Raw genomic sequence first — 24443 nt, forward strand, 5'->3', positions numbered from 1 at the left:
GGTAGTGTTTGCAGCCTTGATTTGTTTCAATAAAGGCAATTCATGTCCGCGCTCGATCTGCCCTTCACCCAGTCCGGCCGCCTGTTCACGCTGTCGTTTGCACCCGGCTCCGGTATCGAGGAAAGCACGCTGCTGCCGCAGGAGCTGTCCGGCGATGAAGCTGTTTCCGAAGGCTTCACCTACTCCCTGACTTGCCTGTCTGCCGATGCCCACCTCGAACTGAAGCAGTTCATCGGTTTGCCGGTGCAGGTTTCACTGCTGACGGATGGCGGCGAGGAGCGCGCGCTGTGCGGCCTGGTCACCCGCGCCGAATTCGGCGGCTCCGACGGCGGCTTCACCCGTTATGTGCTCACCCTGCAGGACCCGTTCGCCGTGCTGGCCCGTCGCGTCAACAGCCGCGTGTTCCAGGACTTGTCCGTTTTGGAGTTTGTCGATGTGCTGCTGCAGGAACACCGCCAGAACAATCCGGTGCTGGCTTCCTGCTTCGACCTCGACGACCGCTGCATGGGAGAACACCCCGCCCAGTCCTGGGTCACCCAGTACAACGAATCGGATACAGCGTTCATTTGTCGATGGTTGGCGCAAGAAGGGATTTCCTGGTATTTCGAGCATGGCGATGCGGGAGTACCGGGAGAGCACCCGAAGCTGACACTGGTGCTGTTCGACGATGTGTCGGTACTGGAACCTGCTTCTGCGGACAAGATCCGCTTCCACCGTGACGACGGCACCGAGTCCGAGGACAGCATCACGAATTGGCAGGGCGTACGCACCCTGCAACCCGGCGGCACCGAACGCGCCAGCTATGAATACAAGTCTGTCGTCACCAGCACCCAGCAGGACGGCGCCGGCATCGACCAGGGCGAACATGGCGAGAAACTGGCCAGCACGCTGGAAGACGTGCGCTACGAACCGCACCACAGCGCCAACGACGATGACGATTACGCCCGCTACGGTAAGCTGCGCATCGGCGCCCATGAATTCGCCAGTAAAACCTTCAACGGCAGCGGCAGCCACCGCGAACTGGCCGTCGGCCGCTATTTCGAACTGGCCGACCACCCAGTGCACGACCAAGACGCGCCGGAAGACCGGCAGTTCACGGTGCTGCGCACCCGCCTGTTCGCCCGCAACAACCTGCTGCAAGACGACAAGGGCGGTGAACCGGTGTTCCGCACCGGCTTCGATGCCACCCGCCGCCATATCCCCATCATTCCCGCGTTCAGCACCACCGAACATGCGAAGCCGGTCGCACCAACACTCTTGACCGCCGTCGTCGTCGGCCCGCCCGGCGAAGAGATCCACGTCAACGAGTACGGCTGCATCAAGGTCAGGATGCCTTTTACCCGCAGCCTGGACCACGCATTTGCCGAAGGCGCGGGGGCGAGCAGCACCGATCGCGACTCCCTCTGGATACGCGTGGCGCAACCATGGACCGGCAACCACTATGGGCAGGTGTGGATTCCGCGCATCGGTGACGAGGTATTGATCCAGTTCATCCACGGCGACATCGACCGACCGATCGTGATCGGTTCGGTCTACAACGGCACGCATCGTCCGGCTGCTTTCACCGATGCCGGCAATCTCCCCGGCAACAAGGCGCTCTCCGGCATCAAGAGCAAGATGTACAAGGGCAGGGGTCTGAACGAGATCGTTTGGGATGACACCACGAACGAGCAGCGCATCCGGGTAGCAACGGATCATGGCAAGACTGCACTCAATCAAGGTTACCTCGTCCTTCCGAGAAGGGAAGGGAAAGGAGAGCCAAGGGGCGAGGGTTTTGAGCTGCGCACAGACCAGTACGGCGCCATTCGTGCGGGCAGGGGCATGCTCATCAGCACCGATGCCAGGAACAATGAAAGCAGCACGCACCTGGACAGCAAGGAACTGACCAACCAGCTCGCGAACAACCTCGAACTATCGAAGATGCTGTCCGATGCGGCGAAGGACCACAACGCCGATCCGCTGGAAGCGAACGCCGAAGCGGAGCGCCTGATCAAGGTCGCAGGGAAGACCTACACACAGCAAGGCGGCACCGGGCAGAAGGCAACGGTGCCTGGCTATGAAGAACCGATCCTCGCGATTTCCAGCCCGGCAGGCATCATCAATGCGACGCCGAAAAGCCATGAAATCGCCGCCGGCGAGCATATCCACTTCTCCAGTCAACAGGATACCAACATCGCGGTGGGCAACAAGCTGTCGATGGCCATCAAGGAAGCGTGGAGCGTGTTCGTCGCCAAGTCCGGCATCAAGCTCTTCGCCGGCAAGGGCAAGGTGCAGATCCAGGCGCAGGACGATGAAATAGAAGCCATTGCGAAGAAAGACATCAAGGTCACGTCCGTGGACGGGCATATTGAAATCACTGCACCGAAAAGTATCCGCCTCACTGCTGGTGGTTGCCAGATTGAAGTCGGTAACGGACAGATCACCTTGAAGGCGCCAGGACCGGTGAACATTCATGGCAGCGTAAAAAACTTGACCGGGCCTGCATCAGTCACCCCTGATCTACCGCAGCTGCCTAAGATACCGCTTCTCGTTGATATGGAAAAGCCGCTATATAGCCAGCAGTTCGATCTGTCTCACTTAGCTCACAACGACGGCGAGATTGGATTCCTCAGCAAGGGAAAACCGTATTCCGTCTACGACAAGCAAGGCAACTTTATTTCATCGGGCATCGTCGATGAAAACGGGTTAACGGATCGAATATTCATCAATGAACCGAAAGAGCTGGTTCTTTTCGTGGACGAGGGAAGCTGGCAGGTCGAAGAGTACATTGAGAATCCAGACGACGAATTAGACGAACAGACAAATTCGAATGAGGAGCAACATGGACACACAACGTAACTTCCACATTGTCAAAGATCGAGACACTCTCGGAAAAATTGCTCGTGAAAACGGCACGACAGTCAGCGAGCTAATGAAGATCAATGGCATAAAGGATCCAAACAAGATTGCAACTAACCAACGTATCGCCTTACGAAAAGAAGCCGCCTGTGGTGTACAAGCGCTCTTTCTTGACATTGACCGAAATAAAATTGAAGGGCTCAATTATCAGATTGAGTATTGCAACAAAACCGTCAGAGGCAAGTCAGGCAAGGATGGGAGAAGTCAGAGAATTTTGACCGAAACACCTGATGACTTCGTACGAATCCGCATTCAACGATTAAACGGTACTTGGAAGCATCCTGCAACCGCAATCTCAGGTGTGGGTAATAAACTTGTCACTCTCGTAGGCGGCCATATGATGATTGAGTCAAAGGCCCAAAAGCATCCAGAATCTCCCGAAAAAAAGAGACCCGATCCAAAAGAACGTCCGGCGCCGACGACCAACCCAACGAAGCCACCGCCACCGACGACTGACAAGAAAGACCTTGGCCCAACAAAAAAAATAAGTACCACTGCAGATAGAAAGTCAGTAACGATCGTGCAGGGAGATCTCCCTGGATTGGATGAGTTCCTAGACAAATTCAACGGCGAAAAGATGACAGCGGCTGACTATGCATGGGCAGCAAAGGAACTCGACGTCGAAGAGGCTGCAATTCGGGCCTTTGCAGAGGTGGAATCCAAGAACGGAGGTTTTATTGAGATTAACGGTCGCGAGCTTCCAAAAATTCTCTACGAACGACATTATTTCTCTAACCTGACACAACACCAGCACAGTGCGCAACATCCGGATATCTCCCTTCCAAACGGATATTACGTTCCTAAGACTAAGTATGTACCGGCCGATAGCGACTACAAGAAAAAGCGCAACGTCCCTGAAAACGTCCAATACTATCGCCCTATTAATAAGCGCGATAGTCAGAAAGTTAAGGACAGTGCAGTAGATATAAACAAAATGCTTCAATCCGGCGCGGCAACCGAAGCGAAAGATAAATACCTTGCTGGAGTATTAAGCTACAAGCGGTTATGCAAAGCATACCAACTAAACAAAGCAGCGGCTTTAGAGAGTTGCTCCTGGGGGGCATTTCAAATTATGGGAAGTAACTGGAAGCAGATGGGCTACGCTTCCGCTCATGATTTTACAAAAGCCATGTCGCGCTCGGAGAAGGAACAAATTAAGGCATTTGTCCTATTCATAAAAAAAGTGAAACCGCGCATCCTGGCGGCGCTAAAGAAACTCGATTGGACGACTACTGCACTGCTCTATAACGGCGCTAATTACAAACAAAATCAATACGATGTTCAGTTCGAGACCGCCTACCGTAAGTTCAAAAAAGAAAAATGAAACAGCAGAAAATTTTAAAATCCTTCTTGACCCTGACAATTGCATTCACAGGATGCACGACGGCTCACGCGAAGACACCTAGCCACTCAATTCGCTCATCGATCCTCGACAATCCTTACATGGTTCTCGCCGACGATCCTAAGAACAACCTTTTACACGGATTTGTAGCTGCCCTCCGAACCGCGCCTGGACGAACTGACGAATGCAAGTTTTTCTTTCGAGGTGAACCCTTTAAGAATGGCACAGCTCGCATATCCATAGCTGATGCAGCGCGTTATCGGGCACCATCATCGCCGGCGGGTAGCGACGTTGTCCATGGAGTCATCACGACCGTTGGGAAAAAGTACGTACTTGAAATCTCGAATCCCGAGAAAATCGGGGATTGCGACTGGATATTAGGCTTTATCGGAGGCCCGTCAGTTCTGCAAAAGGGGACCAGCTTCCAGCTCACTTTCCTAGGTGAAGAAAGCGGTGACTGGAACTCTCTTGCCGTTATTTGTAGAAAGAGAGCCCATTTTTACTCAGCGCCGGCTGAACAAAAAAAGCGAAAGGCATTCGTCGTTGCCGGTGATTTCGTATATGTATTTGATGAGATAGGTGACTGGTACTACGCAAAATTTTCAGATGGGCGTTCAGAAACAGTCGGATGGATCAGGAAAGCTGATACGGTGCAGCTTCAAGGGGACAAAATTTTGTCAGCTTGCAATTAGAGACTGGACAGTGGCGCCTCCACCATTGCGCCCCCCTCACCAGTTCAGCAAAATCTCCGCCATCCCGTCCAGTTCACGCTTCCGCTCCTGCCAGTTGGGCATAAGCGTTTCAAGCAGCCGATAGTATCCCGCGCTGTGGTTGTGCACCTTCAGATGACACAGCTCATGGCAAACAACGTAGTCAATACACGCGCGCGGTGCCTTGACCAGTTGCGGGTTCAATACCAGGAGGCCTTTCGGCGAACAGCTCCCCCATTGAGTCCGCATGTTTAGCAATCGGAAATCCGGAAACGTTCGCAGCCACCCGGCCCGACTCGCCATCTCCGCGATGCGTTTTGAGAAAACTTCACGGGCGCGCAACCGATACCACGCATCCAGCAGGCAACGCACCGTTTCCGCATCCGGCGACTTCGCGGTCACTTCGAGCCTTCCGCCCAGCAGCCTCACACCGGGAGGTGCATGCGCAGACTTAAGCACCTTCAACACGTATCGCCTGCCCAGATAAAAGTGGCACTCGCCGCTGACATACTCCCGGGGCAAGACATGCTGTCGGCGTTCTGACCATGACGCCAGATGCTGCACGATCCAGCGCGCACGTTTGGCGACAGCCGCTGCGACTTCTTCCGGTGCAGTCCCCTCTGGCGCATCGACGCCGACCTTGCCGTCCGGCAGAACATGAATGGCAATGCTGCGCTTCCTTCCCTGCACGAATCGGATCGTGAAGGAAATTCTTGTATCACCGTACCGGACGTGACGCTGCATGTCAGAACGCGCCGCGATTGAGTCCGATTCGCGTCACCTGGATTACCTGGTCGATCACTGCTTTCGCACGATCCAACCCAAGGAGTGAAAACAGACCAGGAAGCAATGCCTTGCGAATCGCCGATTCGATGTTTTGCGGATTCAGCGAATTTTCCGCCACCGCTTCACGCACCGTCGCGTCGACGTCGAATGCCTCGCGGATCAGCTGCGCTGTATCCACATTTGCGAAATCGCGCTCACCCATCACCATCCGGAAAATGCCGAAATAGGCGCGTGCATGTGCGTTATCGCCGAAAGCATCCGGCATTCCCACCAGCTCCCGGTGCTCGACCTGCTCCTCGAACTTTTTGAACAAGGCATACTGCTTGAGCGGGTGATCAAACATGGCTTCCGCCTCCGCGATGGCCTGCTTCAGCAGTTCGGAGAACACTTTCTGCGCATAGGGGTCGTCCGCCAGGTCCTGTTCGATCGTCTTCTTCAGACGGGTGCGGATCATATCGGTCTCGTTGCGTGTCTTTTCTTCGCTCCACTGTTCTGGATCGTCGTCGACGCCCAGTTTGTGCACCAGATAGACGCCTTCCGGTTCCCGCACTTCCCTTCCGATCACCTGCTTGTCCACCATGCGCCTGATCTGCTCTTCGTACACGCCATAGTCGACCGTCTCCATCGCATCTCGCCGTGCGACCAGGCGCAGGTCGGCGAAAAACTTCAGATCGCTCTTGTACGTGCGCACATTCTCCTCGGAGAAACGGTGGTCCTCATAAAAACTGCGCGAGGAAAGCGCCGTTTGCAGACACAATCCGAAGCGGGTCATGGCCACGTAGAAGTCATCGCGCACCTTCTGGCGCGTGTCGTAACTCTGGCCATCCTCGTCTTCCGCATAGCGCGGCATCAGAACCTGCCGGAACTGCTCCATATCCTGCCGGTTCTTCACCTCATGGAAGATCGACCATAATGCCTCGTGCAGCGCCGGCAGCTGCTTGTACTCCGCACTGAATTGCTGGTAGAGGCCTTCGATATCCGCAATTTCATACCCGCCCTGCGTTCGCGCTTCCAGATCCTGATAGGCGCGTACCGCCGTATCCAGCTCCTTGAGAATGCCGCGATAGTCCACCAGCACGCCATACCGCTTTTCTTCATGCAGCCGGTTTACGCGAGCAATGGCCTGGATGAGATTGTGTTCCTTGAGCGGCTTGTCGATATAAAGCACCGTGTTACGCGGCTCGTCGAAGCCGGTCAGCAAGCGATCGACCACGATCAACAAATCCGGCTCGCCATCCGTCGAAAAGTTCTCAAGTACCTGCCGCTCATACTCCTCCTGCCGGTTGACGACGTTGGCATTCCACCACTTCTGCACTTCAGGCAGCGCACCTTCATCGACCTCGGTATTGCCCTCGCGGCTGTCCGGTGCGGACATCACGATCGCGCTGCTCACCAGCCCGGTATCGTCGAGATAGGTCTTGTAACGGATCGCATCCAGCTTGCTCGCCGTTGCCACCTGCCCCTTCAATCCAAGGTCGAGCTTCTTGATGTTCTCGTTGAAGTGCTGCGCGATATCCCAGGCAATGAGTTCGATGCGGTTGGCCGCTCCGTAGACCACGCGCTTGCTGGCGAACTTCTTCTTCAGGTCCGCCTCCTGCGCCGCGGACAGGCCGGCCGTAATCTTGTCGAACCAGCGGTTGACCGCTCCCTCGTCGATCGTCAGCTCCGGAATTCGCTCCTCGTAAAGCAAGGGCGTCACCGTACCATCCTCGACCGCACGCTGCATCGTATAGGCATGCAGGATGGGACCGAACTTGTTCGCCGTCTTTTCGCTCTTCAGCAGAGGCGTCCCGGTAAAGGCGACATAGGCGGCCCGGGGCAGGGATGTGCGCATGCGCTCGTGCGTTTCGCCGCCGTGGCTGCGGTGCCCCTCATCCACCAGCACGATCAGGTCGGCGGACGGGTTGTAGCACTCCGGCAGACGCGATGCAGTGGCGAACTTGTGGATCAGCGTAAAGATGATGCGTTCGGCTCCCTGCCCGATGCGCCGCGCCAGTTCGCGCCCCGAACTCACTCTGGCCTTTTCGCCTTCCTTCTTCGTCGCCAGGGCGGAACCGAAGGCGCCGCTGTTGATGAAATTGCGCGCCAGCTGGTCTTCCAGGTCGACACGGTCCGTCACCACCACCACGCGACAAGTCTTCAGGCGCGGATGCAGCAACAGCGCCTTGGTGAGAAACACCATCGTGAAGCTCTTGCCCGATCCCGTCGTGTGCCAGACGATGCCGCCCTCGCGTCCGCCGTCGGGGCGTTTCTGGTTGATACGCGCCAGCAGCGCGCGGATGCCGAAGAACTGCTGATAGCGGGCTACCACCTTGCCGGACTTGCGGTCGAACAGCACGAAGAAGCGCAGGAATTCAAGCAAGCGCGCCGGCGACAACAGCGCCACCAGCAGGCGGTCCTGCTCGGTCGGCAACATGGACTGCGACCAGAGCGACTCGAAGTAGGCGCGCAGTGTGGCAGGCTTGCCGGTGAACAGTGCCATGCGATCAGCGGGCGACAGCGTGCGGTTCTTCATCTCGCCGAGCTGCGTTTCGGAAAACTCTTCCTCGCGCCAGCGCGCCCAGAATTTCGAGGGCGTGGCCGTGGTTGCGTAACGCCCTTCCGTCTGGCTAACGGCTAGCAGGATCTGCGCATAGGCGAAGATCTGTGGAATCTCGTCATTGCGCTGGTTGCGGATCTGTTGGCTGACGCCCTCTTCCACCATCGCCTTTGCGTGTCCGCCCTCGGGCCGCTTGGCCTCGATGACGGCCAGCGGAATTCCGTTCACGTAGCAGACGATGTCCGGAATCCGGTTATGCGTGCCATGGGTGGACAGCACCTCCAGCTCTTCGGTCACGTCCCAGCGATTCGCCTCCGGGTCGTGCCAGTCGATGAGTGCAATCGTAGGCTGATGCCTTTTCCCGTCCGGCATGAACTCGGTGATCGTGATGCCGAGGGCGAGTTTGCTGTACAGGCGTTCGTTGGCCGGCAGCAGGCCTTCCGCGAGGCTTAATGCAGAAACCTCGCGCACGATCTGATCGATGCCGCCGGGCGAGAGCGGGTACTGCTCGCCCTTGTAGTCGAAACGGCGGGTTTGCAGGACTTCGATGAGGCGCGGTTTCAGGAGGACTTCGCGCGTGCTTCCGCGCAGGTGCAGGCAGTCGGCGGTGGAGAGGAATCGCCAGCCTAGGTTGCAGAGCAGGTGCAGGGCGGGGATGTGGGCGCTGTACTGCTCGCGGGTTTGGGGGGCGGCGGTCATGCAATCTCCTGCACCTCTGTTGCTGCCTCAGGCAGGGATACGCGGCGCTTTCCCGTCAGCAGCTCGGCCATGAGAGCGCGCTTTTCCCGCTTGAGCTTCGCCAGTTGTTGTGCAATGCATCGCTCCTCGGACTCAGCGGAGTTGAGCACCTCTGCTATTCGCTGTTGCGCCTCGATGGCCGGTACGCGGAGCTTTAGCTTGAAGAAGTCCTTGACGCTAACATTAAGCAGACCGTGGTTTCGGGCACCTTCCTGAGCGATGCCGTTGATCGCATCGTTCAGCATGCCTGCTTCAAAGTAGTGCCGAAAGAAGTCCGCATCCGCTTCTACGTCTGGTCTGATCCGGAAGCAGATGTAAAGACTGGATACGACGCCTGATGCATAGGCCAACAACGGCTTGATGGCGCCAACGGGATAGCCGGAGGAATAGCTCTTGTTATACGCAAAGTCTCCGCGCTCCAGCAGGGTATAACCCTGCAAGTTTTCGCTGGCAACGCTCTTGTTGAAGAACTCGCGCTGGCTGATCAATCCGTGTTGGCCCGAAATGGTAAGTACGTTTTGATTGCCCGCCGTGTTCTTGCGCGTTATGCGCTCGAAAACGTGATCAAAGTCGGGGTGCGACCAACGTGTCTTGCGTGACCCAAAGTATCTGTGTCCGGTCAGCAATCCTTGCATAAGGTCCTGTTTCTGCCTGCGGCTATTGGCAAGGAGATTTTCGGTAGCGGTGATGGCTAGATCCCAAGTTGCGAGGACTTTGGCAATTCGTGCTTGTTCCTTCTTGCTTTGCGGCCGCAGTAGCTGGAACGGATATACATGCTTGTTATTTAGCTGTGGAATGGTGGATGTATCAGCGAGCGAATACAGACCTGCAAAGTCTATTGCATAGTAGAGGAACTCGTGATGCAGACCACTTTCTGCTTCAACCCCCATCAAGTTTGTATCGAGCACCATCGGTTTCGCAGCGATACGGATCTTATTGGAAAAGATTGCAGCGCCCCGCTTTGGAAAAATTAGGGTGCCTGCGGGGATGGTCGTCTCACTGGCCTGAAGGTATTCACGGCTCGAAGTTTGGTACTTGTCGCAGTTGTTGAGGTCCTCCACTTTCACATAGGGGATCGGCCCCGATTGGGACAGTGCCAAGTTTCCTGGCGCAAGGCCGGCGTAGATATGTACGTACCCCTGAAGCGCTGTTTTCGTCCATCCGTCAGGCACCATCTTTCTCTCCCTTGCCGATCTGTCGCTGACTGCTGATCCACTTCTCCACCTGTTCCAGTTCACGCATTTCCGCGCGATCCGCCTCCAGCGCCTCAGACTTCCGCCGCTCCGCGTCGAACTGCTCATAACGCTCGTGCACAATGGTTGTCATGGCCTGGTGGCTCATACGACCGTTGCCTTGCAGCACCGACTGCTCGCTGAAGACCATGAAACTGTCCACATAAGCACGCCAGTCCGCCATGTGCAGGTCCTTGCGCTGCATGGCACGCATCTCGGCAAATTCCAGGAACATGCTGACGACGCGGTTGAGCTGGTCCAGCTCCTCAGCGTTGAGGTAGTTCTTGGCCACGGTGACATCCGCCTTGCGCACACGACCGCCTTTCCACGAGGTGAGCGCCATGTTGGGTTGACTGGGATCGGCGCGCTGCACGATCAGCTCGGCGGCCGTATGGCCTGTCACGGCGAAGAACATCTTGTTCTGCACTTCGGCGAAGAAGAGGCCGGTGGCCTGTCCATCGTCGGCGTAGTCCACTGAGAGGGCGAACAGGTCGCGCACCTTCTGGTAGAAGCGCTTCTCCGAAGATCGTATGTCCCGGATGCGCTGCAGTAACTCATCGAAGTAGTCCCAGCGGTCTGAACCCTTCAGGCGCTCGTCGTCCATGACGAAGCCCTTGATCAGGTACTCCTTCAGCTGGGTGGTAGCCCATTGCCGGAACTGGGTGCCGCGCGGCGACTTCACCCGGTAGCCAATGGCGAGGATCATGTCGAGGTTGTAGAGCTTGACCGAGCGTCGCACTTGCCGCGTGCCTTCGGTTCGAACTATTAAGTCATCTTTAACAGTTCGAACTTCGCTCAACTCTCCCTCATCGAGCACGTTCTTGATGTGAATATTGATATTCGGCACTGAAGTTTGGAACAGCTCGGCCAGTTCGCTCTGGCTGAGCCAGACACTGCCGTCCTCTGCCCGCAGGAAAAATCTGGCTGAACCGTCCTCGGTGGCATAGAGCACCAGCTCAGCACGTGGGGCTTGCTCACTCATAGCCTAGCTCCTTCAGGTAACCCGCCATCTTTTCCTCCAGCACCGCCAACTCGGCCTTGAGCTTGAGCCGCTCCTCGCGCACCGCCTTCAGGTCGATGGCCTCCACTTCCTCAAAAGTATCAACATAACGCGGGATGTTGAGGTTGTAATCGTTCTCGGCAATCTCCGACCTCGTGGCAAGGTAGGCGAATTTCTCGACGCTCTCGCGTGCAGCGCAGGTATCGACAATCCGGCGCAGGTCTTCCGGGCGCAGGAAGTTCTGGTTCTTGCCGTCCTGGTAGGACCGGCTGGCGTCGATGAAGAGCACCTTGTCATCACGCTTGCTCTTGCGGAAGACGAGGACGGCGGCGGGAATGCCGGTGCCGTAGAACAGCTTTTCCGGCAGGCCGATCACGGCTTCGAGCAGGTTTTCGTCGATCAGCTGCTTGCGAATCTTGCCTTCGGCCGCGCCGCGGAAGAGCACGCCGTGCGGGACGACGACACCCATTCGGCCGGTGCCAGGCTTCATGGTTTCGATCATGTGCAGGATGAAGGCGTAGTCGGCCTTGGTACGCGGCGGGAGGCCGCGCCGGAATCGCTTGTACTTGTCGGCCTCGGCGGCGTCGTAACCCCATTTTTCGAGCGAGAACGGGGGATTGGCGACAACGATGTCGAAATGCTTGAGCAGTCCGTCGCTGTCGAGCAGCTTGGGGTTGCGCAAGGTGTCGCCCCATTCGATGCGGTGGTTGTCCTCGCCGTGCAGGAACATGTTCATCTTGGCCAGCGCCCAGGTGCTGCCGATGGCTTCCTGGCCGTAGAGCGCGTACTTGCGGGTGCCGGCACGCTCGCGAATGAGCTGGCCGCATTTCATGAGCAGCGAGCCGGAGCCGCAGGTCGGGTCGCAGATCTCGTCGCCTTCCTGCGGGTCGACCAGCAGGGCGATGAGTTGCGAGACTTCTGGCGGGGTGTAGAACTCGCCGGCCTTCTTGCCGCTGGTGGAGGCGAAGTTCTTGATGAGGTATTCGTAGGCATTGCCGATGACATCGAGCTTGCCGACGCGGCTGGGCCGCAAGTTCATTTCCGGCTTGGCGAAGTCTTCCAGCAGGTGACGCAGGATGTCGTTCTTTTGCGCTTCGTCGCCCAGCTTGTTAGAGTTGAAGCTGATGTCCTGGAAGACGTCACGCAGCTTCTGGATGTTGGCTTCCTCGATGGCATGCAAGGCCTTGTCGATGCGCTCGCCGTTTCCGGGTTCGAATCGCTTTTCATGGAGTGCGGTAAAGCTTGCTTCCGATGGCAGGACGAATCGTTCATTGCGCAGCATTTCACCGATCAGCTCGGGATGGTCGCCGTACTTGCGCTCGTACTCTTCATAATGGTCCTGCCACACATCGCTGATGTATTTGAGGAAGAGCATCGTGAGGACGTAATCCTTGTAGATGCTGGGGTCCACGGTGCCGCGAAAGGTGTCGCAGGCGCCCCAGACGGTGCGGTTGATCAGGTCTTGTTCGATGGGCGTGTGGTTCATCGGTGATTCCGGGAAGAAGTTCAATGCACTGAGAAAAGGTTTTCGACGATGGCGTGCAGTTGGCGCTCGCGGGCGGTGATCAACCGCTGCAGCGTCTCCCGCTCCTGCCGGGCGGCCTCGGCCAGTTGAACCAGCCGGCGTTGCTGCTCAAGCGGTGGCACGGCGACAGGCAGGCCCTCAAGAATGGCGCGGCGGATGTTGAGCTGGTCGGTGCCTTCCGCGTTCTTGCGCAGGTAACGCTGCGCAGGAGGCTGATTGATTTGCCAGGAGAGAAATTCCGGCAACAGGATGTGCGGTTCGCGCACCCTTAGCTGAAAGAAATACTGCGAAGCCACTGCTGGCGCCGGCATGTCGCCCACGCAGACCGCGAAGTTGCGTGAGCCGCGCACGGCAAACAGGATATCTCCCTTCTTCAGCCAGTCTGGGGCCTTGCGGCCTTCCAGGCGAGTGCGTACAGCACCGGCCCACAGCACGCCTGCGGCTGGGTCTATATCCCGCATTTGCACGGCGAACGCGTCGCCATCCCCCACTTCCGGAACGCTGCCTCGAAAAGGATAGCCGGCCCGGATGTCAGCAAAATGTTTCAGCTCATTAATCATTTATGCACCATCCTCAATGGTGCTGAATTCTGCTTGTGAAAAGAACGCCGTGCAACTATGATTGCATTTCATTTGCGCCATCTCAAATGGTGCATGTTTTTTGCGGAAGACTCATGAGCGTCAGTTTTGAAATTGACCTCTTGCCCGTTGATGACGGCGAGAGAGGCGGAGATGCCATATGCATGCGGTATGGCTTGCCTGGCTGCTACAAAGTACTGGTATATGACGCAGGTACGCGCCAAGCCGGCGAAAACCTGGTTCGCCATATTCGCAGTTACTTCGGGACGAACGTTGTTGACCACGTCGTTTGTTCTCATCCCGATATTGATCACGCCGAAGGCTTGTCCGTCGTTCTGGAAAAGATGGAGGTAAGGTCGTTGTGGATGCATCGCCCTTGGGAGTATTCGGCGCTCATTGATGCGCTCTCCACGGCCGGACCAGAGTCTTGCGTCAGTCCATGCGCTCGCGCAATTGGCCATTGCGCGAGGCATTCCAGTCCACGAACCATTTCAGGGCCAGCGAATTGGCGAGTTCACAGTCATGTCGCCCAGTCGCACCTGGTATGTGGAACAACTGATGGCGGACATCGAGGAGTCTTTGCCGGACCGCATCGCGCGGCTGAACGGGACGCTAAGAAGGGCGATCGACTCGGCCGCGGAGGTATTGACAGGCATCGCCGAGTCGTGGGGAATCGAGACCTTGCATGAAGGAGTAAGCACTTCCGCCGACAATGAAAGCAGCGTTGTCCTGTTCGGCATGCCGGCAGACCGCGGCGTCTTGTTGACGGGTGACGCCGGCCCCCGCGCCCTCACCCTATCTGCCCTGTACGCTGAGTCTTGCGGGATATCGCTGCCCGAGGTGCTGAAGTTTATCCAGGTGCCGCATCACGGCAGCCGGCGCAACGTCTCTCCTTCCGTGCTGGACCGGCTGATTGGAAGAAAACTTCCTGCCCCGCTCCCGGCGCCGAAGTGCACGGCATTTGTCTCGGCGGGCAAACACAGTGCCACGCATCCGCGGAAAGCGGTCATCAACGCATTCATGCGTCGCGGCGCCAAGATCATCGCGACAAAAGGAAGCGTGAAAAGTCACAGGTTCAACATGGATCCGCGGACAGGCTGGATACAGGTGACACCGATGAACTTCTCTTCCGAAGTCGAGCCATGGGCTTGAACATCACCGGCCGATTATTGGCAGCAGTTATTCGAAAATTTCGATTAACTGAATCTCCTTCCAGCTTGCTGTCGGCAAACACCCTTGATGGAATATTGGAGGTCAACGTTGCCACTGCATACCGCGTGTCAACAGCCTCCTACTCCTCTCCCGCCGCCAGCCTCACCGTGTACTGCCCCGTCTTGTCGTCGCGCGTGATCGTCAGCATGTGCCGCTGCTGCGCATCCTCGATCAGCTCGCGGAACGAGCGGTAGCCGTAGGCCGATTCATTGAAGCCGGGACGCCGCCGCTTCATCGTCTGCTTGACCATCGAACCCCATATCTTGTCGTCGCCACGTTCGGCGATCAGCGCCTCCACCGTCTCGACGGCAAAGTCGAGCACTTCCTGGCGCCGGTCGTCCTCGCTCTTCGGCGGCGGTGTCTTGGCCGCGCCGTTGCCAGCCTTCTTCGCGGCGGGTTTCTTCTCCGCCGGCTTGCGCTTGGGCTTCTGCTCGCGAACGAGGTCGTCGTAGAAGATAAATTCGTCGCAATTGGCCGCCAGCAGGTCGGAAGTTGAATCCTTCACGCCGATGCCGATCACGTACTTGTTGTTCTCGCGCAGCTTGGACACCAGCGGCGAAAAATCCGAATCGCCGCTGATGATGACGAAGGCATCCACATGCGCCTTGGTGTAGCAGAGGTCGAGCGCATCGACGACCATGCGGATGTCCGCCGAGTTCTTTCCCGACTGGCGCACATGCGGAATCTCGATCAGTTCGAAGGATGCCTCGTGCATCTGCCCCTTGAAGTCCTTGTAGCGGTCCCAGTCGCAATAGGCTTTCTTGACCACGATGCTGCCCTTGAGCAGCAGGCGTTCGAGCACGCGGCGGATGTCGAAATGGGCGTACTTCGCATCGCGCACGCCCAGCGCGATGTTCTCGAAATCGCAGAACAGCGCCATGCTGGTGATTTCTACCTGGCCGGCCATGTGGGCTCCTGATTTGTGTGGAAGAAGGAATTATTGCATTTCCCTCATCCCCAGTCTCGAAGAGTCGCCGAATAACAGGAAAGGAACCGCACGGTCCCCTTGTCTGATGCCTGAAGAAATGGAAATGCAGTGATGTGGAAGAGATGCGCGGATGCGGGAAATCGCATCCGCGAAGGGGTTATCGTTCGAGTGAATCCGGCGTGATCTTCACGTCCATGGTCTTGCCGTCGCGCTGCACTTGCGCGGCGACCGTCGTCCCCGGTTTCGTCCCGCCGACGAGCCGCGCGAGGTCCGCCGTGGTTTGCACAGGCTGCCCGTTGTAGGCGACAACCACGTCGCCCGGACGGATGCCCGCCTTGTGTGCAGGCCCGCCTTGCTGGACGGCTGCCACGAGCGCGCCCTGCGCATCCTTCATGCCGAGCGAGGAGGCAATGTCCTGCGTCAGCTCCTGCAACTGCACCCCGATACGGCCGCGCGTCACCTTGCCCGATTCGCGCAACTGGTTCGAGATGCCCACAGCGATATCGATCGGGATCGCGAACGAGATGCCCATGTAGCCGCCGGTCTGGCTGTAGATCTGCGAATTGATGCCGATGACCTCGCCCGAGGTCGAGAACAGCGGCCCGCCGGAATTGCCCGGGTTGACCGCCACATCCGTCTGGATGAATGGCACATAGCTGCCGTTGGGCAGCAGGCGGCCTTTCGCGCTCACCACGCCGACCGTGACGCTGCTTTCAAAGCCGAAGGGCGAGCCGATGGCCGCCACCCATTCGCCCGCTTCCACGGAAGATGGATTGCCGATCTTCACCGCCGGCAGGTCTTTTGCGTCGATCTTGATCAGCGCCACGTCGGTATAAACATCCGCGCCGATCACCTTCGCCTTGAACTGCCGCTTGTCGTTCAGCTTGACGGTCACGACATCGGTCTGGTCGATGACATGGGCATTGGTGAGGATGTAGCCGTCGTTGCTGATGATGAAGCCCGACCCCAGGCTCTGCTGCGGCGCCTCGCCCATGTCGGGCGCGCCGCCGAAGCGGCGGAAGAATTCGAACAGCGGATCGCCCTGGCGCAGCCCCATGCCGTTGCCCTGCCGGGTGGCGCTGATGTTGACCACGGCCGGTCCCTGCTGCTTGACCAGATTGACGAAACTGGGGAGCTGGACGCCGCTGCCGGTGACGGGCGGGGCGGCAGGCGCCTGGGCACGCGGCGGCGGCGCGTCCTCCTGTTTCGGCGAACAGGCGGCAAGAAGCAGGGCAAGGATGAGGACGGCGGCCGGCCTGCGGCCGATGGACGTATTCAGCATGAAGACCTCCCTGGTTTGCATCAGGGGAAAAATAAGGACGGGAAGCCCGTTTTCAAGCCTATTCCACCTTGACCTTCACCTTGTGCGGCATGCCTGGGTCAGCCTTCGGCAGCTCGACGCGCAGCACGCCATTGCTGTAGCTCGCCGTCGCCTGGTCGGCTACTACGGGGACCGGCAGGGGCACAGCGCGCTCGAAGGCGCCGTACGCGCATTGCAGCACGCGATAGCGTCCTTCGCTGTGCTCCCGCTCGAAACGCTTCTCGCCATGCACGACAAGCCGGTTGTCCAGCACCTCGATATCGAGGTCGTTCTTGTCCACGCCGGGAAGCTCGATGCGGACCACGACGCGCTTGTTGTCCTCGAACAGGTTCGCGCCAAGCATCGACCATGTGCCGGAGGGAATGTAGAACATGTCGTCCACGTCGATTTTTTCCGGCACGTTGGTCTGCGCGCTGGGCCGGAAGGACGTCAATGCGCTCGACGCGGCCTGCCGCAGGTGCTGCCAGCCGCCGGACATCGAATCCATCAGGGTGGACAAGCCTTGCTTGAGTTCATCCAGATTCATGATTTACCTCGTTCAATGTAAAGGCCGGGAATGAATCCCGCTCCATATTGTGCGACGGCGAACAGAGGCCGCCTTGGGACGGCGCAAGCTGTGGCGATGAACAGGACGGCCTGCGCGTTGCGGCAATGCAAGCGCGTGTGGAAGCGCGCGTTTTCTTGTCTGCGCGCATAACATCCATGCACGGCACGACTACGATGACCCGACGATCGTCTTTCATTGCGACATGGTCCATCGCTCCTCCCTTGCTCTCCTTGCTGCGCTCATCACCGGTTGCGCCGGCAACCGGGCCTACTCGGACGCGACAAACGCGCAGGAACGAAAGGCTTACATCGCATGCGCCGTCACCCGCGCATTCCTCGGCACGGATCACGGTGAAACGCCTGCGGAGATCGCACGCAGCGCAATCCGCCAGTGCGACGGCGAGCGCCAGGCGGTCATGCTCAAGCTCATTGAAGAGAACGCGGACAAACCCTTCGGTATGAAATTCGTCGAGGCTTACATGGAAGAACTGCACGCGGCGATGCTCGACCACATCGCGCTGCGGCTCTCGCAATCGCGCGCACGCGCCCCCACAGGAACCGGCACGGGCACCTGAAAAAGCAGCAGCAGCACGGCGGGCGGCTATCATAAGCGCATGCCATTTCCTGTCCGCATCATTGCCGTTTTTTGCCTGCTCTTGTGTCAGGCGTGCAGCCATCTCGCTCCGCGTGCGCATGACGTCCCGGTAAGCACACACAAGTTTGCGTTCGCCGACGGCGGCACGGCTCGCTACTTCGTCCTCGACAAGCCGTCGAACACGGGGCGTCCGCCGTCGACTTATCTGTTCATGATCCCGGGCTCCGACTGCGGCAGCATGAGCGGTGTCCTTCCCGGGTATTTCGACGGACTGGACGGAAGGGCTGGCACGACGCGCATCTTCATCCTGCACAAGCGCTTCATCGGGACCGATGCGAACGGCAACTGCAGCGGCGACTTCACCCGATCCGACCATCCGACACGATGGCTTGCCGACCAGGAGGCATTCATCCGGGCAGAACTGGCGGCCGCCCGCGTCAACGGCCAGCCGCCGGACCGGGTTGCCATCGTCGGCATGTCGGAAGGCGCAGAAATCGCGCCTGTCCTTGCCCTGCGCATTCCGGAAATCACTCATGCGGCCCTGCTGGCAAACGGCGGCATGGACCCGTTCGACGCCTATCGCGCGCAAATGCAACGGCATGGTTTCCAACACGCGCTGGCGGACATCGCGCGCCTGTGCATCACGTCGTCGGACGCCATCCTGGCGGCCGAGCGAACCTGCCGCTACTGGCAGGAACTGCAGGCGATCCGCCATGCGGACAACCTGCTCGCGCTCGACATACCCGTCTTCATCGCCATGGGCGAAGAAGACACCTTGGTCCCGATTGAATCGGCATGGTTCATCCGGGACAAATTCACCACAGAAGGCAAAAAAAACCTTCACCTGCTCACCATCCCCGGCACCGGCCATGACTTCCTTCGGCAGGGGGAAAGCGTTCTCCCATATTTGTGGGATGCCTTAGAGAAATGGCTGCAGAAATAGTTCAATCCGGACAGGAAAAATCCTTGTAAGAGCGCAAGTTTCGCTGCGATACTTGTTGCCGCATGGCGCTGCCATCGACAACAAGACAAACAACGAAAACCACTATGCGCTCCTATCTCCTTCCCGTCGCGGCCACGCTGGTCCTGACCGCATGCGCCACCGGCCCCACGCACGACAGCAAACTCTCCAGTTCCCTTGCCGCAACAACCCGCGGCGATATCGACGAGGCGATCAAGACGCTCGACGCGCAGATCGCGGCAGGCAGCGACAAGACCGACCTGCTGTTGAATCTCGAAAAGGGCGAGCTGCTGCGCATCGGCACACGTTACCAGGACAGTCTTGCGGCGCTCGAAATTGCCGATCAGAAAGTCAAGCTATGGGAAGAAACGGCGAAGACCGCGCCCGACCAGTTGCTGAACCAGGTCGGCGCGCTGTTCATGGGCGACAGCTCGCGCACCTATGAAGGCCAGGATTACGAAAAGGTGATGCTCACCACGCGCATGGCGATGAACCGCATCAACCTGGGCGATCTCGATACCGCGCGCGTCGACATCAAGCGCACGCATGAGCGCGAAGCGGTCATCGCCGAATTCCGCGCGCGCGAAACCTTGAAGGCCGAAGAAGAAGCGAAGGAAAAAGGCATCAAGATGGAAGCCAAGGAACTCAACGGCTACCCCGTCGAAACCCTGAAAGACCCCGAAGTGCTGAAGCTGAAGAACGGCTACCAGAACGCGCTCAGCCACTACCTCGCCGGATTCGTCTATGAAGCGCTCAACGAACCCGGCCTCGCCGCCCCCGGCTACCGCAAGGCGATCGAACTGCGGCCCGACCTGCCGGTGCTCGAGGAAGGCCTGCGCGGACTCGACCAGCGCACCAGCTTCCGCCGCCAGAAGCATGTGACCGACGTGCTCTTCATCGTCGAATCCGGCAACGCGCCGGCGCGGCAATCGAAGAAGATCCAGTTCCCGATCCCCACCACCAACGGCATTGTCACGGTGTCGTTCTCCTTCCCGGTCATCTATCCGAACAAGGATGCGATGGACCTCGCACAGGTCAACCTCGGCCCGCACTCCATGCAGACCGCGCTCGTGACCGACTTCAACGTCATGGCGCGCCGCGCTCTGCAGGATGAACTGCCGGGCATCCAGACCCGGGCGGCCGTCCGCGCGATCGCGAAGGGCCTGGTGCAGGACCAGATGAACAAGAAGATGGGCGCCTTCGCCGGCCTGATCGGCAACCTCGTCGTCGCCGCCACCGAAGGCGAAGCGGACGACCGCATGTGGCGCGGCTTGCCGGACCGCGTGTTCATCGCGCGCGGCTTCGTCCCGCCGGGCGAATACGACCTGCGCCTGCCGAGCCAGCCTGACAGCAACCGCAAGCTGGTCATCGACGGCCGCTACATGGTGGTGCCGGTGCGCCTCTACCGCAACAAGACCTACTTCGGCGAGCCGGTGAAAATCGGCATGCTGCCGCCCGTCATCACACCTGCCGTGGAAGAAGCGCCGGCTGCACCCGCAGCCCCCGCCAAGCGCCCCGGCAAATCGACCAAACCCGCCAAGCCCGCCGCCACCCCGGCAAGCAAGGACAAGAAGGCATAAGCCATTTCACCTGAACCAACGACATCAATCGCCATGACCCACTCATTCAAACGAATCGTCCTCTGCGCCAGCCTCGCATTGCTGGGCGCGACGGCACAGGCACAACAGGACGCGCCGGCAGCGGCCTCCAGCGGCATCGCCGCCAAGCTGATCGTGCGCGGCGAATTGCAAGGCCTGCAGGCCGTGGACCTGCGCTCGCAACGCCGCAACGACGTGCTGGTGGTGCAAGCCGAAATCATGAACATGGACACGCGCGACCTGCGCCTGTACTACCGCTTCCGCTGGCTCGACGCCAACGGTTTCCAGGTCGGCGACGGCGAAGTCTGGAAGCCGCTGGTCTTCCTCGGCAAGCAGAGCCAGTTCATCAAGGGCACGGCCTACGGCCCGCAGGCCACCGACTTCAAGATCGAGATGAGCGCCGAACCGCGCTGATCTCGACCACGACATTTCACCGGACAGACATCATGAACAAGAAATCCCTTTCCTCCCTCGCCGTCATCGGCACCGTGATCGGCACCACCGTCATGCTCGCCGGCTGCCCGACCACGCTGTCGCAGCCGACGGTGCGCTTCTCGCGCCAGACCGTCAACTACGGCGACGCCAAGGCCGTCGAAACCGTGACCAACGAGTTCGGCTCGACCGACCTGCAAATGATCGCGGAAAAGATGGTCGGCTCGCTGCTGGAAGATCCCATCCTCGCCAACCGTCCGACGATGACGCTGTCCGCCGTGCGCAACAAGACCAGCGAGTACATCGACACCAAGGCGATCATGAACAGCATCCAGACCGCCTTGGTCAAGAGCCGCAAGGTCCGCTTCACGCGCAGCGCCGACGAGATGCAGGCCGGCGTCGACGAACTGCAGCGCCAGAACCAGAGCGGCCTCTACAAGGCCCAGGGCAAGGCCAAGGTCGGCAACATGACTGCCGCCAAATACTCGCTGGAAGGAGAAATCGTCTCCATCGTCAAGCAGAACGCCAACACCAAGGACGTCTTCTACAAGATGACGCTGAAGGTGTACGACGTGGAAGAAGGCACCGTCGAATGGCAGGACGAAAAAGAAATCCGCAAGACGTCCACGCGCTGATCCACACCAAACGAGAACCGAACATGCAGAACGCATTCACCAAGACCTTGCGCGCCGCTGCGGCCATCATGCTGGCCGCAGCGGCCGCGACTGTCGCCGCACAGCCGAAGATCGCCGTCACCGACCTGACCTATGAAGAGAAGGTCAGCGAATACTTCCGCGTCGTCGCCGCCCACAGCAAGGGCAGCGTCAACGCCAGCAGCAGCGAGCGCGAGACACCCAACACCTACTCCGCACGCGAGCGCGTCAACGCCAGGCACGAGAGCAGCTACTACGAAGCGGAAGGTACCTACACCTGGATCGACCGCGGCGAACTGCGCAACTACACCGCCGACCTGAAGGGCGCGATGATCAAGGGCGGCGGCGTGCGCCTGGTGCAGGCCAAGCCGTACTCCGGCCCGCCGACCGAAAAGATCTACGACATCATCGACCGCATCAAGAAGGGCTTCTACCCGGGCGCCGATTACGTGCTGTTCGGCACCGTCAGCAACATCGCCTTCCGCCAGGAGACGATGCAGTTGCCCGGCACCCACTCCTACACCGGCATCCTCAGCCTCGACCTGGTGGCCGACTTCAGCCTGATCAACACCAAGACCTATGAAGTAAAGGCCGCCTTCAGCGCCAGCGGCGCGGGCCAGGAAACGAAGATCGTCTCCCGCCCCGGCGACCGCGTGGTGTTCAATCGCGGCAAGGTGATCTCGGAGACCTCGAAGAGCCTAGCCGACGCTGCGTATTCGGAATTGATGGTGCAGTTCGGTGTGCCGCGCGCTGCGCGTGCCACGCCTGCGGGCGGGACGATCAGCGTGCAGCCGGTCGAGGTCCAGCGCAATGAACCGGTGACCGTGTACAAATAACAGACAGGGTGAACACTGTCTGATTCGAATACACTTTTTGCTGTAAAAACGCCCGTTCCGCGAAACCGGAACGGGCGTTTTTCATTGTGGCGGGCCCGACGCATGCTTCCCGCCAATGCCTTTGATAACCCGCAATTTCCAGGCTCTCCGGCCGTGGTCTGCTTGCATTCGGCGCAATCGTGCGCCACCCACTGCCACCAAGGAGAGACTCGATGCCAAGCATTAAAACAAAATGGCTCATCACAATAACAATCGCCTTGCCCCTGATGTCCGGGGCCTACGCGAACAACGAAAACGGATTCGACAAGACGACACGCGCGACGGAATACGGATGGATCGACGGCACAGTCGATGCCGGTACCAAGACCCTGTCATGGAAGGGCATTCCCTATGCGAAGCCGCCCGTCGGCGAGCTGCGCTGGCGCGCGCCGGCCGATCCGGACAAATGGAGCAGCGTGCTCAGCACCAAGGCGTTCGGCAACGCCTGTTCGCAGTACGGCCGCATCTACGGCCCGGGTGCCAACAACAAGTATGACGAAACCATCGGCACCACGCTGAACACGGCCGTAGGCAACGAGGACTGCCTTTACCTGAACATCTGGCGTCCCGCCAACAATGGCAAGAAGCTGCCGGTCATCGTGTTCTTCCACGGCGGCAGCAATGTGTCCGGCTACACCGCAGACCCGATGTATGAAGGCGCCAACCTCGCGCAGCGCACCAACTCGGTGGTCGTGACCGTCAACTTCCGCCTCGGTATCCTCGGCTTCCTCAACCTGCCGCAGCTCAAGACGGGCACCGATGCCGACACCCAGTCGGGCAACTTCGCCATCCTCGACAGCATCAAGTCGCTGGAATTCCTGAACCGCAACATCGAAAACTTCGGCGGCGATCCCGGCAACGTGACGATCATGGGCGAGTCGGCCGGCGCGATCAACGTGTACGCGCTGCTGACATCGCCCAGGCTGGCGAATGCACCGACGAAGCTGTTCCACCGCGCGGTACCATTGAGCGGCGGCCTCTCGCTGGCATCCAACCTGCCGCCGGGAACCATCCCGACAATGTCACCCGCGGCGACCTACGCGGCCCAGGGCAATGCCTTGCTGTACCAGTTGCTGATCGTCGATGGCAAGGCCGTCGACGTCCCGTCCGCGCAAGCCTATGCGGCCAGCCAGACGGAGCAGCAGATCGCCGCCTACCTGCGTTCGAAGACGCCGGCACAGCTGTTCAGCGTCCTGCTCACCCGGCTGGCGCTGCAGGGTCTGGCCGGATCGGGGCCGATCCCGGATGGCGCCATCGTTGCCAGCAATCCGGTCAACGCCATCTACAGCCAGCAGTATGTGAAGGTACCCGTCCTGGCCGGCAACACCCGCGACGAGGGTAAGCTGTTCCCAGGCTTCCTCCCGCTGGTCGGCGGCACCGGCAGTGCGCGCGCTGTCACGGACGCGCAACTGTTTGCCAACCACTTCAGCTACAAACCGAACGATCCGCCGCAAACGACGATCGAACAGTGGATCACGCCGTCCTATCTGCCGGCCGACGCGCCGGTCACCGGCTTCACCGCGCGTGCTGAACAGTTCAACCGCATCTTCTTCCTCGCCAGCCGCGACAACATCCTCAATGCGCTGAAATCGAAACAGCCGGACGTCTGGTACTACCGTTTCGACTGGGATGAGCAGCCGGCGCCGTGGAATGTGATCTACGGCGCGGCCCACCTGTTCGACCTGCCCTTCGTGTTCGGCAATTTCGGCCCGTCGCTCATGGCCAACATCATGAACACGACGGCCAACAAGCAGGGACGCCTGGAATTGTCGGACGCGATGATGCGCAGCATCGGTGCGTTTGCACGGCACGGCAATCCGAACAATGATGCGCTGGGCGTTTATTGGCCGGCGTGGCCGACCGGAGTGATCTTCGACGCGACGCAGACACAGAAGGTGATCGGCGTGCAGAACATCGAACCGGCGATCAAGTAAGCCAGCCTGTTGCCATCCCGGGGGCATGTCCCCCGGTCCG

At 59.2% G+C, this 24443-nt stretch carries 20 protein-coding genes and 1 pseudogene; 11 read left to right on the plus strand and 10 right to left on the minus strand.

Annotation, left to right across the window (positions count from 1 at the left end; all coding sequences use genetic code 11):
• Window positions 1–42 precede the first annotated feature (42 nt).
• Genes AC3WOY_RS12510 through AC3WOY_RS12520 form a run of 3 tightly spaced genes read left to right on the plus strand, consistent with a single transcriptional unit; the run spans window position 43 to window position 4932 of the window.
• The gene (locus AC3WOY_RS12510) at window positions 43–2838 is read left to right on the plus strand and encodes a type VI secretion system Vgr family protein (protein WP_492424194.1); all 2796 of its coding nucleotides are present in this window, start codon (window positions 43–45) and stop codon (window positions 2836–2838) included.
• The gene (locus AC3WOY_RS12515; RefSeq protein WP_492424196.1) at window positions 2822–4222 is read left to right on the plus strand and encodes a LysM peptidoglycan-binding domain-containing protein; all 1401 of its coding nucleotides are present in this window, start codon (window positions 2822–2824) and stop codon (window positions 4220–4222) included. The genes AC3WOY_RS12510 and AC3WOY_RS12515 overlap by 17 nt, the downstream gene beginning before the upstream one ends.
• A complete protein-coding gene (locus AC3WOY_RS12520; RefSeq protein ID WP_492424198.1) occupies window positions 4219–4932 on the plus strand; it encodes a hypothetical protein in 714 nt (237 codons plus the stop codon). Before AC3WOY_RS12515 ends, AC3WOY_RS12520 begins: the two co-directional genes overlap by 4 nt.
• Before the next feature lie 36 nt (window positions 4933–4968).
• Here AC3WOY_RS12520 and AC3WOY_RS12525 read toward each other — a convergent pair whose 3' ends face one another.
• The 7 genes from AC3WOY_RS12525 to AC3WOY_RS12555 form a co-directional block, all read right to left on the minus strand.
• Window positions 4969–5694, minus strand: a complete 726-nt coding sequence (locus AC3WOY_RS12525) for a M48 family metallopeptidase (RefSeq protein ID WP_492424200.1) — start codon at window positions 5692–5694, stop codon at window positions 4969–4971.
• Window position 5695: 1 nt separating this feature from the next.
• Window positions 5696–8974, minus strand: a complete 3279-nt coding sequence (locus tag AC3WOY_RS12530; RefSeq protein ID WP_492424202.1) for a type I restriction endonuclease subunit R — start codon at window positions 8972–8974, stop codon at window positions 5696–5698.
• On the minus strand, window positions 8971–10188 hold the full coding sequence (locus tag AC3WOY_RS12535; protein ID WP_492424204.1) for a restriction endonuclease subunit S: 1218 nt from the start codon (window positions 10186–10188) through the stop codon (window positions 8971–8973). Before AC3WOY_RS12535 ends, AC3WOY_RS12530 begins: the two co-directional genes overlap by 4 nt.
• Window positions 10178–11227 carry a virulence RhuM family protein gene (locus AC3WOY_RS12540; protein ID WP_492424206.1) on the minus strand — a complete coding sequence of 350 codons (1050 nt, stop codon included), beginning with the start codon at window positions 11225–11227 and terminating at the stop codon, window positions 10178–10180. The genes AC3WOY_RS12535 and AC3WOY_RS12540 overlap by 11 nt, the downstream gene beginning before the upstream one ends.
• Window positions 11220–12731 (minus strand): type I restriction-modification system subunit M, encoded by a 1512-nt coding sequence (locus AC3WOY_RS12545; RefSeq protein WP_492424208.1) that lies wholly within the window; start codon window positions 12729–12731, stop codon window positions 11220–11222. The genes AC3WOY_RS12540 and AC3WOY_RS12545 overlap by 8 nt, the downstream gene beginning before the upstream one ends.
• Before the next feature lie 20 nt (window positions 12732–12751).
• A complete protein-coding gene (locus AC3WOY_RS12550; RefSeq protein ID WP_492424210.1) occupies window positions 12752–13330 on the minus strand; it encodes a restriction endonuclease subunit S domain-containing protein in 579 nt (192 codons plus the stop codon).
• A gap of 68 nt (window positions 13331–13398) precedes the next feature.
• The gene (locus AC3WOY_RS12555) at window positions 13399–13719 is read right to left on the minus strand and encodes a hypothetical protein (protein WP_492424212.1); all 321 of its coding nucleotides are present in this window, start codon (window positions 13717–13719) and stop codon (window positions 13399–13401) included.
• Window positions 13720–13870: 151 nt separating this feature from the next.
• Between AC3WOY_RS12555 and AC3WOY_RS12560 the strand changes: the two genes are divergently transcribed.
• Window positions 13871–14500 (plus strand): ComEC/Rec2 family competence protein, encoded by a 630-nt coding sequence (locus AC3WOY_RS12560; protein ID WP_492424214.1) that lies wholly within the window; start codon window positions 13871–13873, stop codon window positions 14498–14500.
• A gap of 151 nt (window positions 14501–14651) precedes the next feature.
• Here the strand turns inward: AC3WOY_RS12560 and AC3WOY_RS12565 are convergent.
• From AC3WOY_RS12565 to AC3WOY_RS12575, 3 genes and pseudogenes are all read right to left on the minus strand, one after another.
• Window positions 14652–15467, minus strand: a pseudogene (locus AC3WOY_RS12565) (NYN domain-containing protein); the annotation flags it as partial.
• A 178-nt stretch (window positions 15468–15645) separates the two neighbouring features.
• Complete coding sequence (locus AC3WOY_RS12570) at window positions 15646–16770, minus strand: Do family serine endopeptidase (RefSeq protein WP_492424216.1); 1125 nt, start codon at window positions 16768–16770, stop codon at window positions 15646–15648.
• A gap of 58 nt (window positions 16771–16828) precedes the next feature.
• Window positions 16829–17335 (minus strand): Hsp20/alpha crystallin family protein, encoded by a 507-nt coding sequence (locus tag AC3WOY_RS12575; RefSeq protein WP_492424218.1) that lies wholly within the window; start codon window positions 17333–17335, stop codon window positions 16829–16831.
• A gap of 223 nt (window positions 17336–17558) precedes the next feature.
• Between AC3WOY_RS12575 and AC3WOY_RS12580 the strand changes: the two genes are divergently transcribed.
• From AC3WOY_RS12580 to AC3WOY_RS12610, 7 genes are all read left to right on the plus strand, one after another.
• Window positions 17559–17930: a hypothetical protein gene (locus AC3WOY_RS12580; RefSeq protein ID WP_492424220.1), complete on the plus strand. Its 372-nt coding sequence runs from the start codon at window positions 17559–17561 to the stop codon at window positions 17928–17930.
• 39 nt (window positions 17931–17969) lie between these two features.
• Window positions 17970–18893: an alpha/beta fold hydrolase gene (locus tag AC3WOY_RS12585; protein ID WP_492424222.1), complete on the plus strand. Its 924-nt coding sequence runs from the start codon at window positions 17970–17972 to the stop codon at window positions 18891–18893.
• Window positions 18894–18997: 104 nt separating this feature from the next.
• Window positions 18998–20491, plus strand: a complete 1494-nt coding sequence (locus tag AC3WOY_RS12590) for a COG3014 family protein (protein ID WP_492424224.1) — start codon at window positions 18998–19000, stop codon at window positions 20489–20491.
• A 33-nt stretch (window positions 20492–20524) separates the two neighbouring features.
• Entirely contained in the window at window positions 20525–20923 is a 399-nt protein-coding gene (locus tag AC3WOY_RS12595) for a YcfL family putative periplasmic lipoprotein (protein ID WP_492424226.1), read from the plus strand.
• 32 nt (window positions 20924–20955) lie between these two features.
• Window positions 20956–21576, plus strand: a complete 621-nt coding sequence (gene lpoB, locus AC3WOY_RS12600) for a penicillin-binding protein activator LpoB (protein WP_492424228.1) — start codon at window positions 20956–20958, stop codon at window positions 21574–21576.
• Window positions 21577–21599: 23 nt separating this feature from the next.
• Window positions 21600–22430, plus strand: a complete 831-nt coding sequence (locus AC3WOY_RS12605; RefSeq protein ID WP_492424230.1) for a hypothetical protein — start codon at window positions 21600–21602, stop codon at window positions 22428–22430.
• 212 nt (window positions 22431–22642) lie between these two features.
• On the plus strand, window positions 22643–24403 hold the full coding sequence (locus AC3WOY_RS12610; RefSeq protein WP_492424232.1) for a carboxylesterase/lipase family protein: 1761 nt from the start codon (window positions 22643–22645) through the stop codon (window positions 24401–24403).
• Window positions 24404–24443 lie beyond the last annotated feature (40 nt).

Source organism: Noviherbaspirillum sp. FW303-A3, from assembly GCF_058788695.1.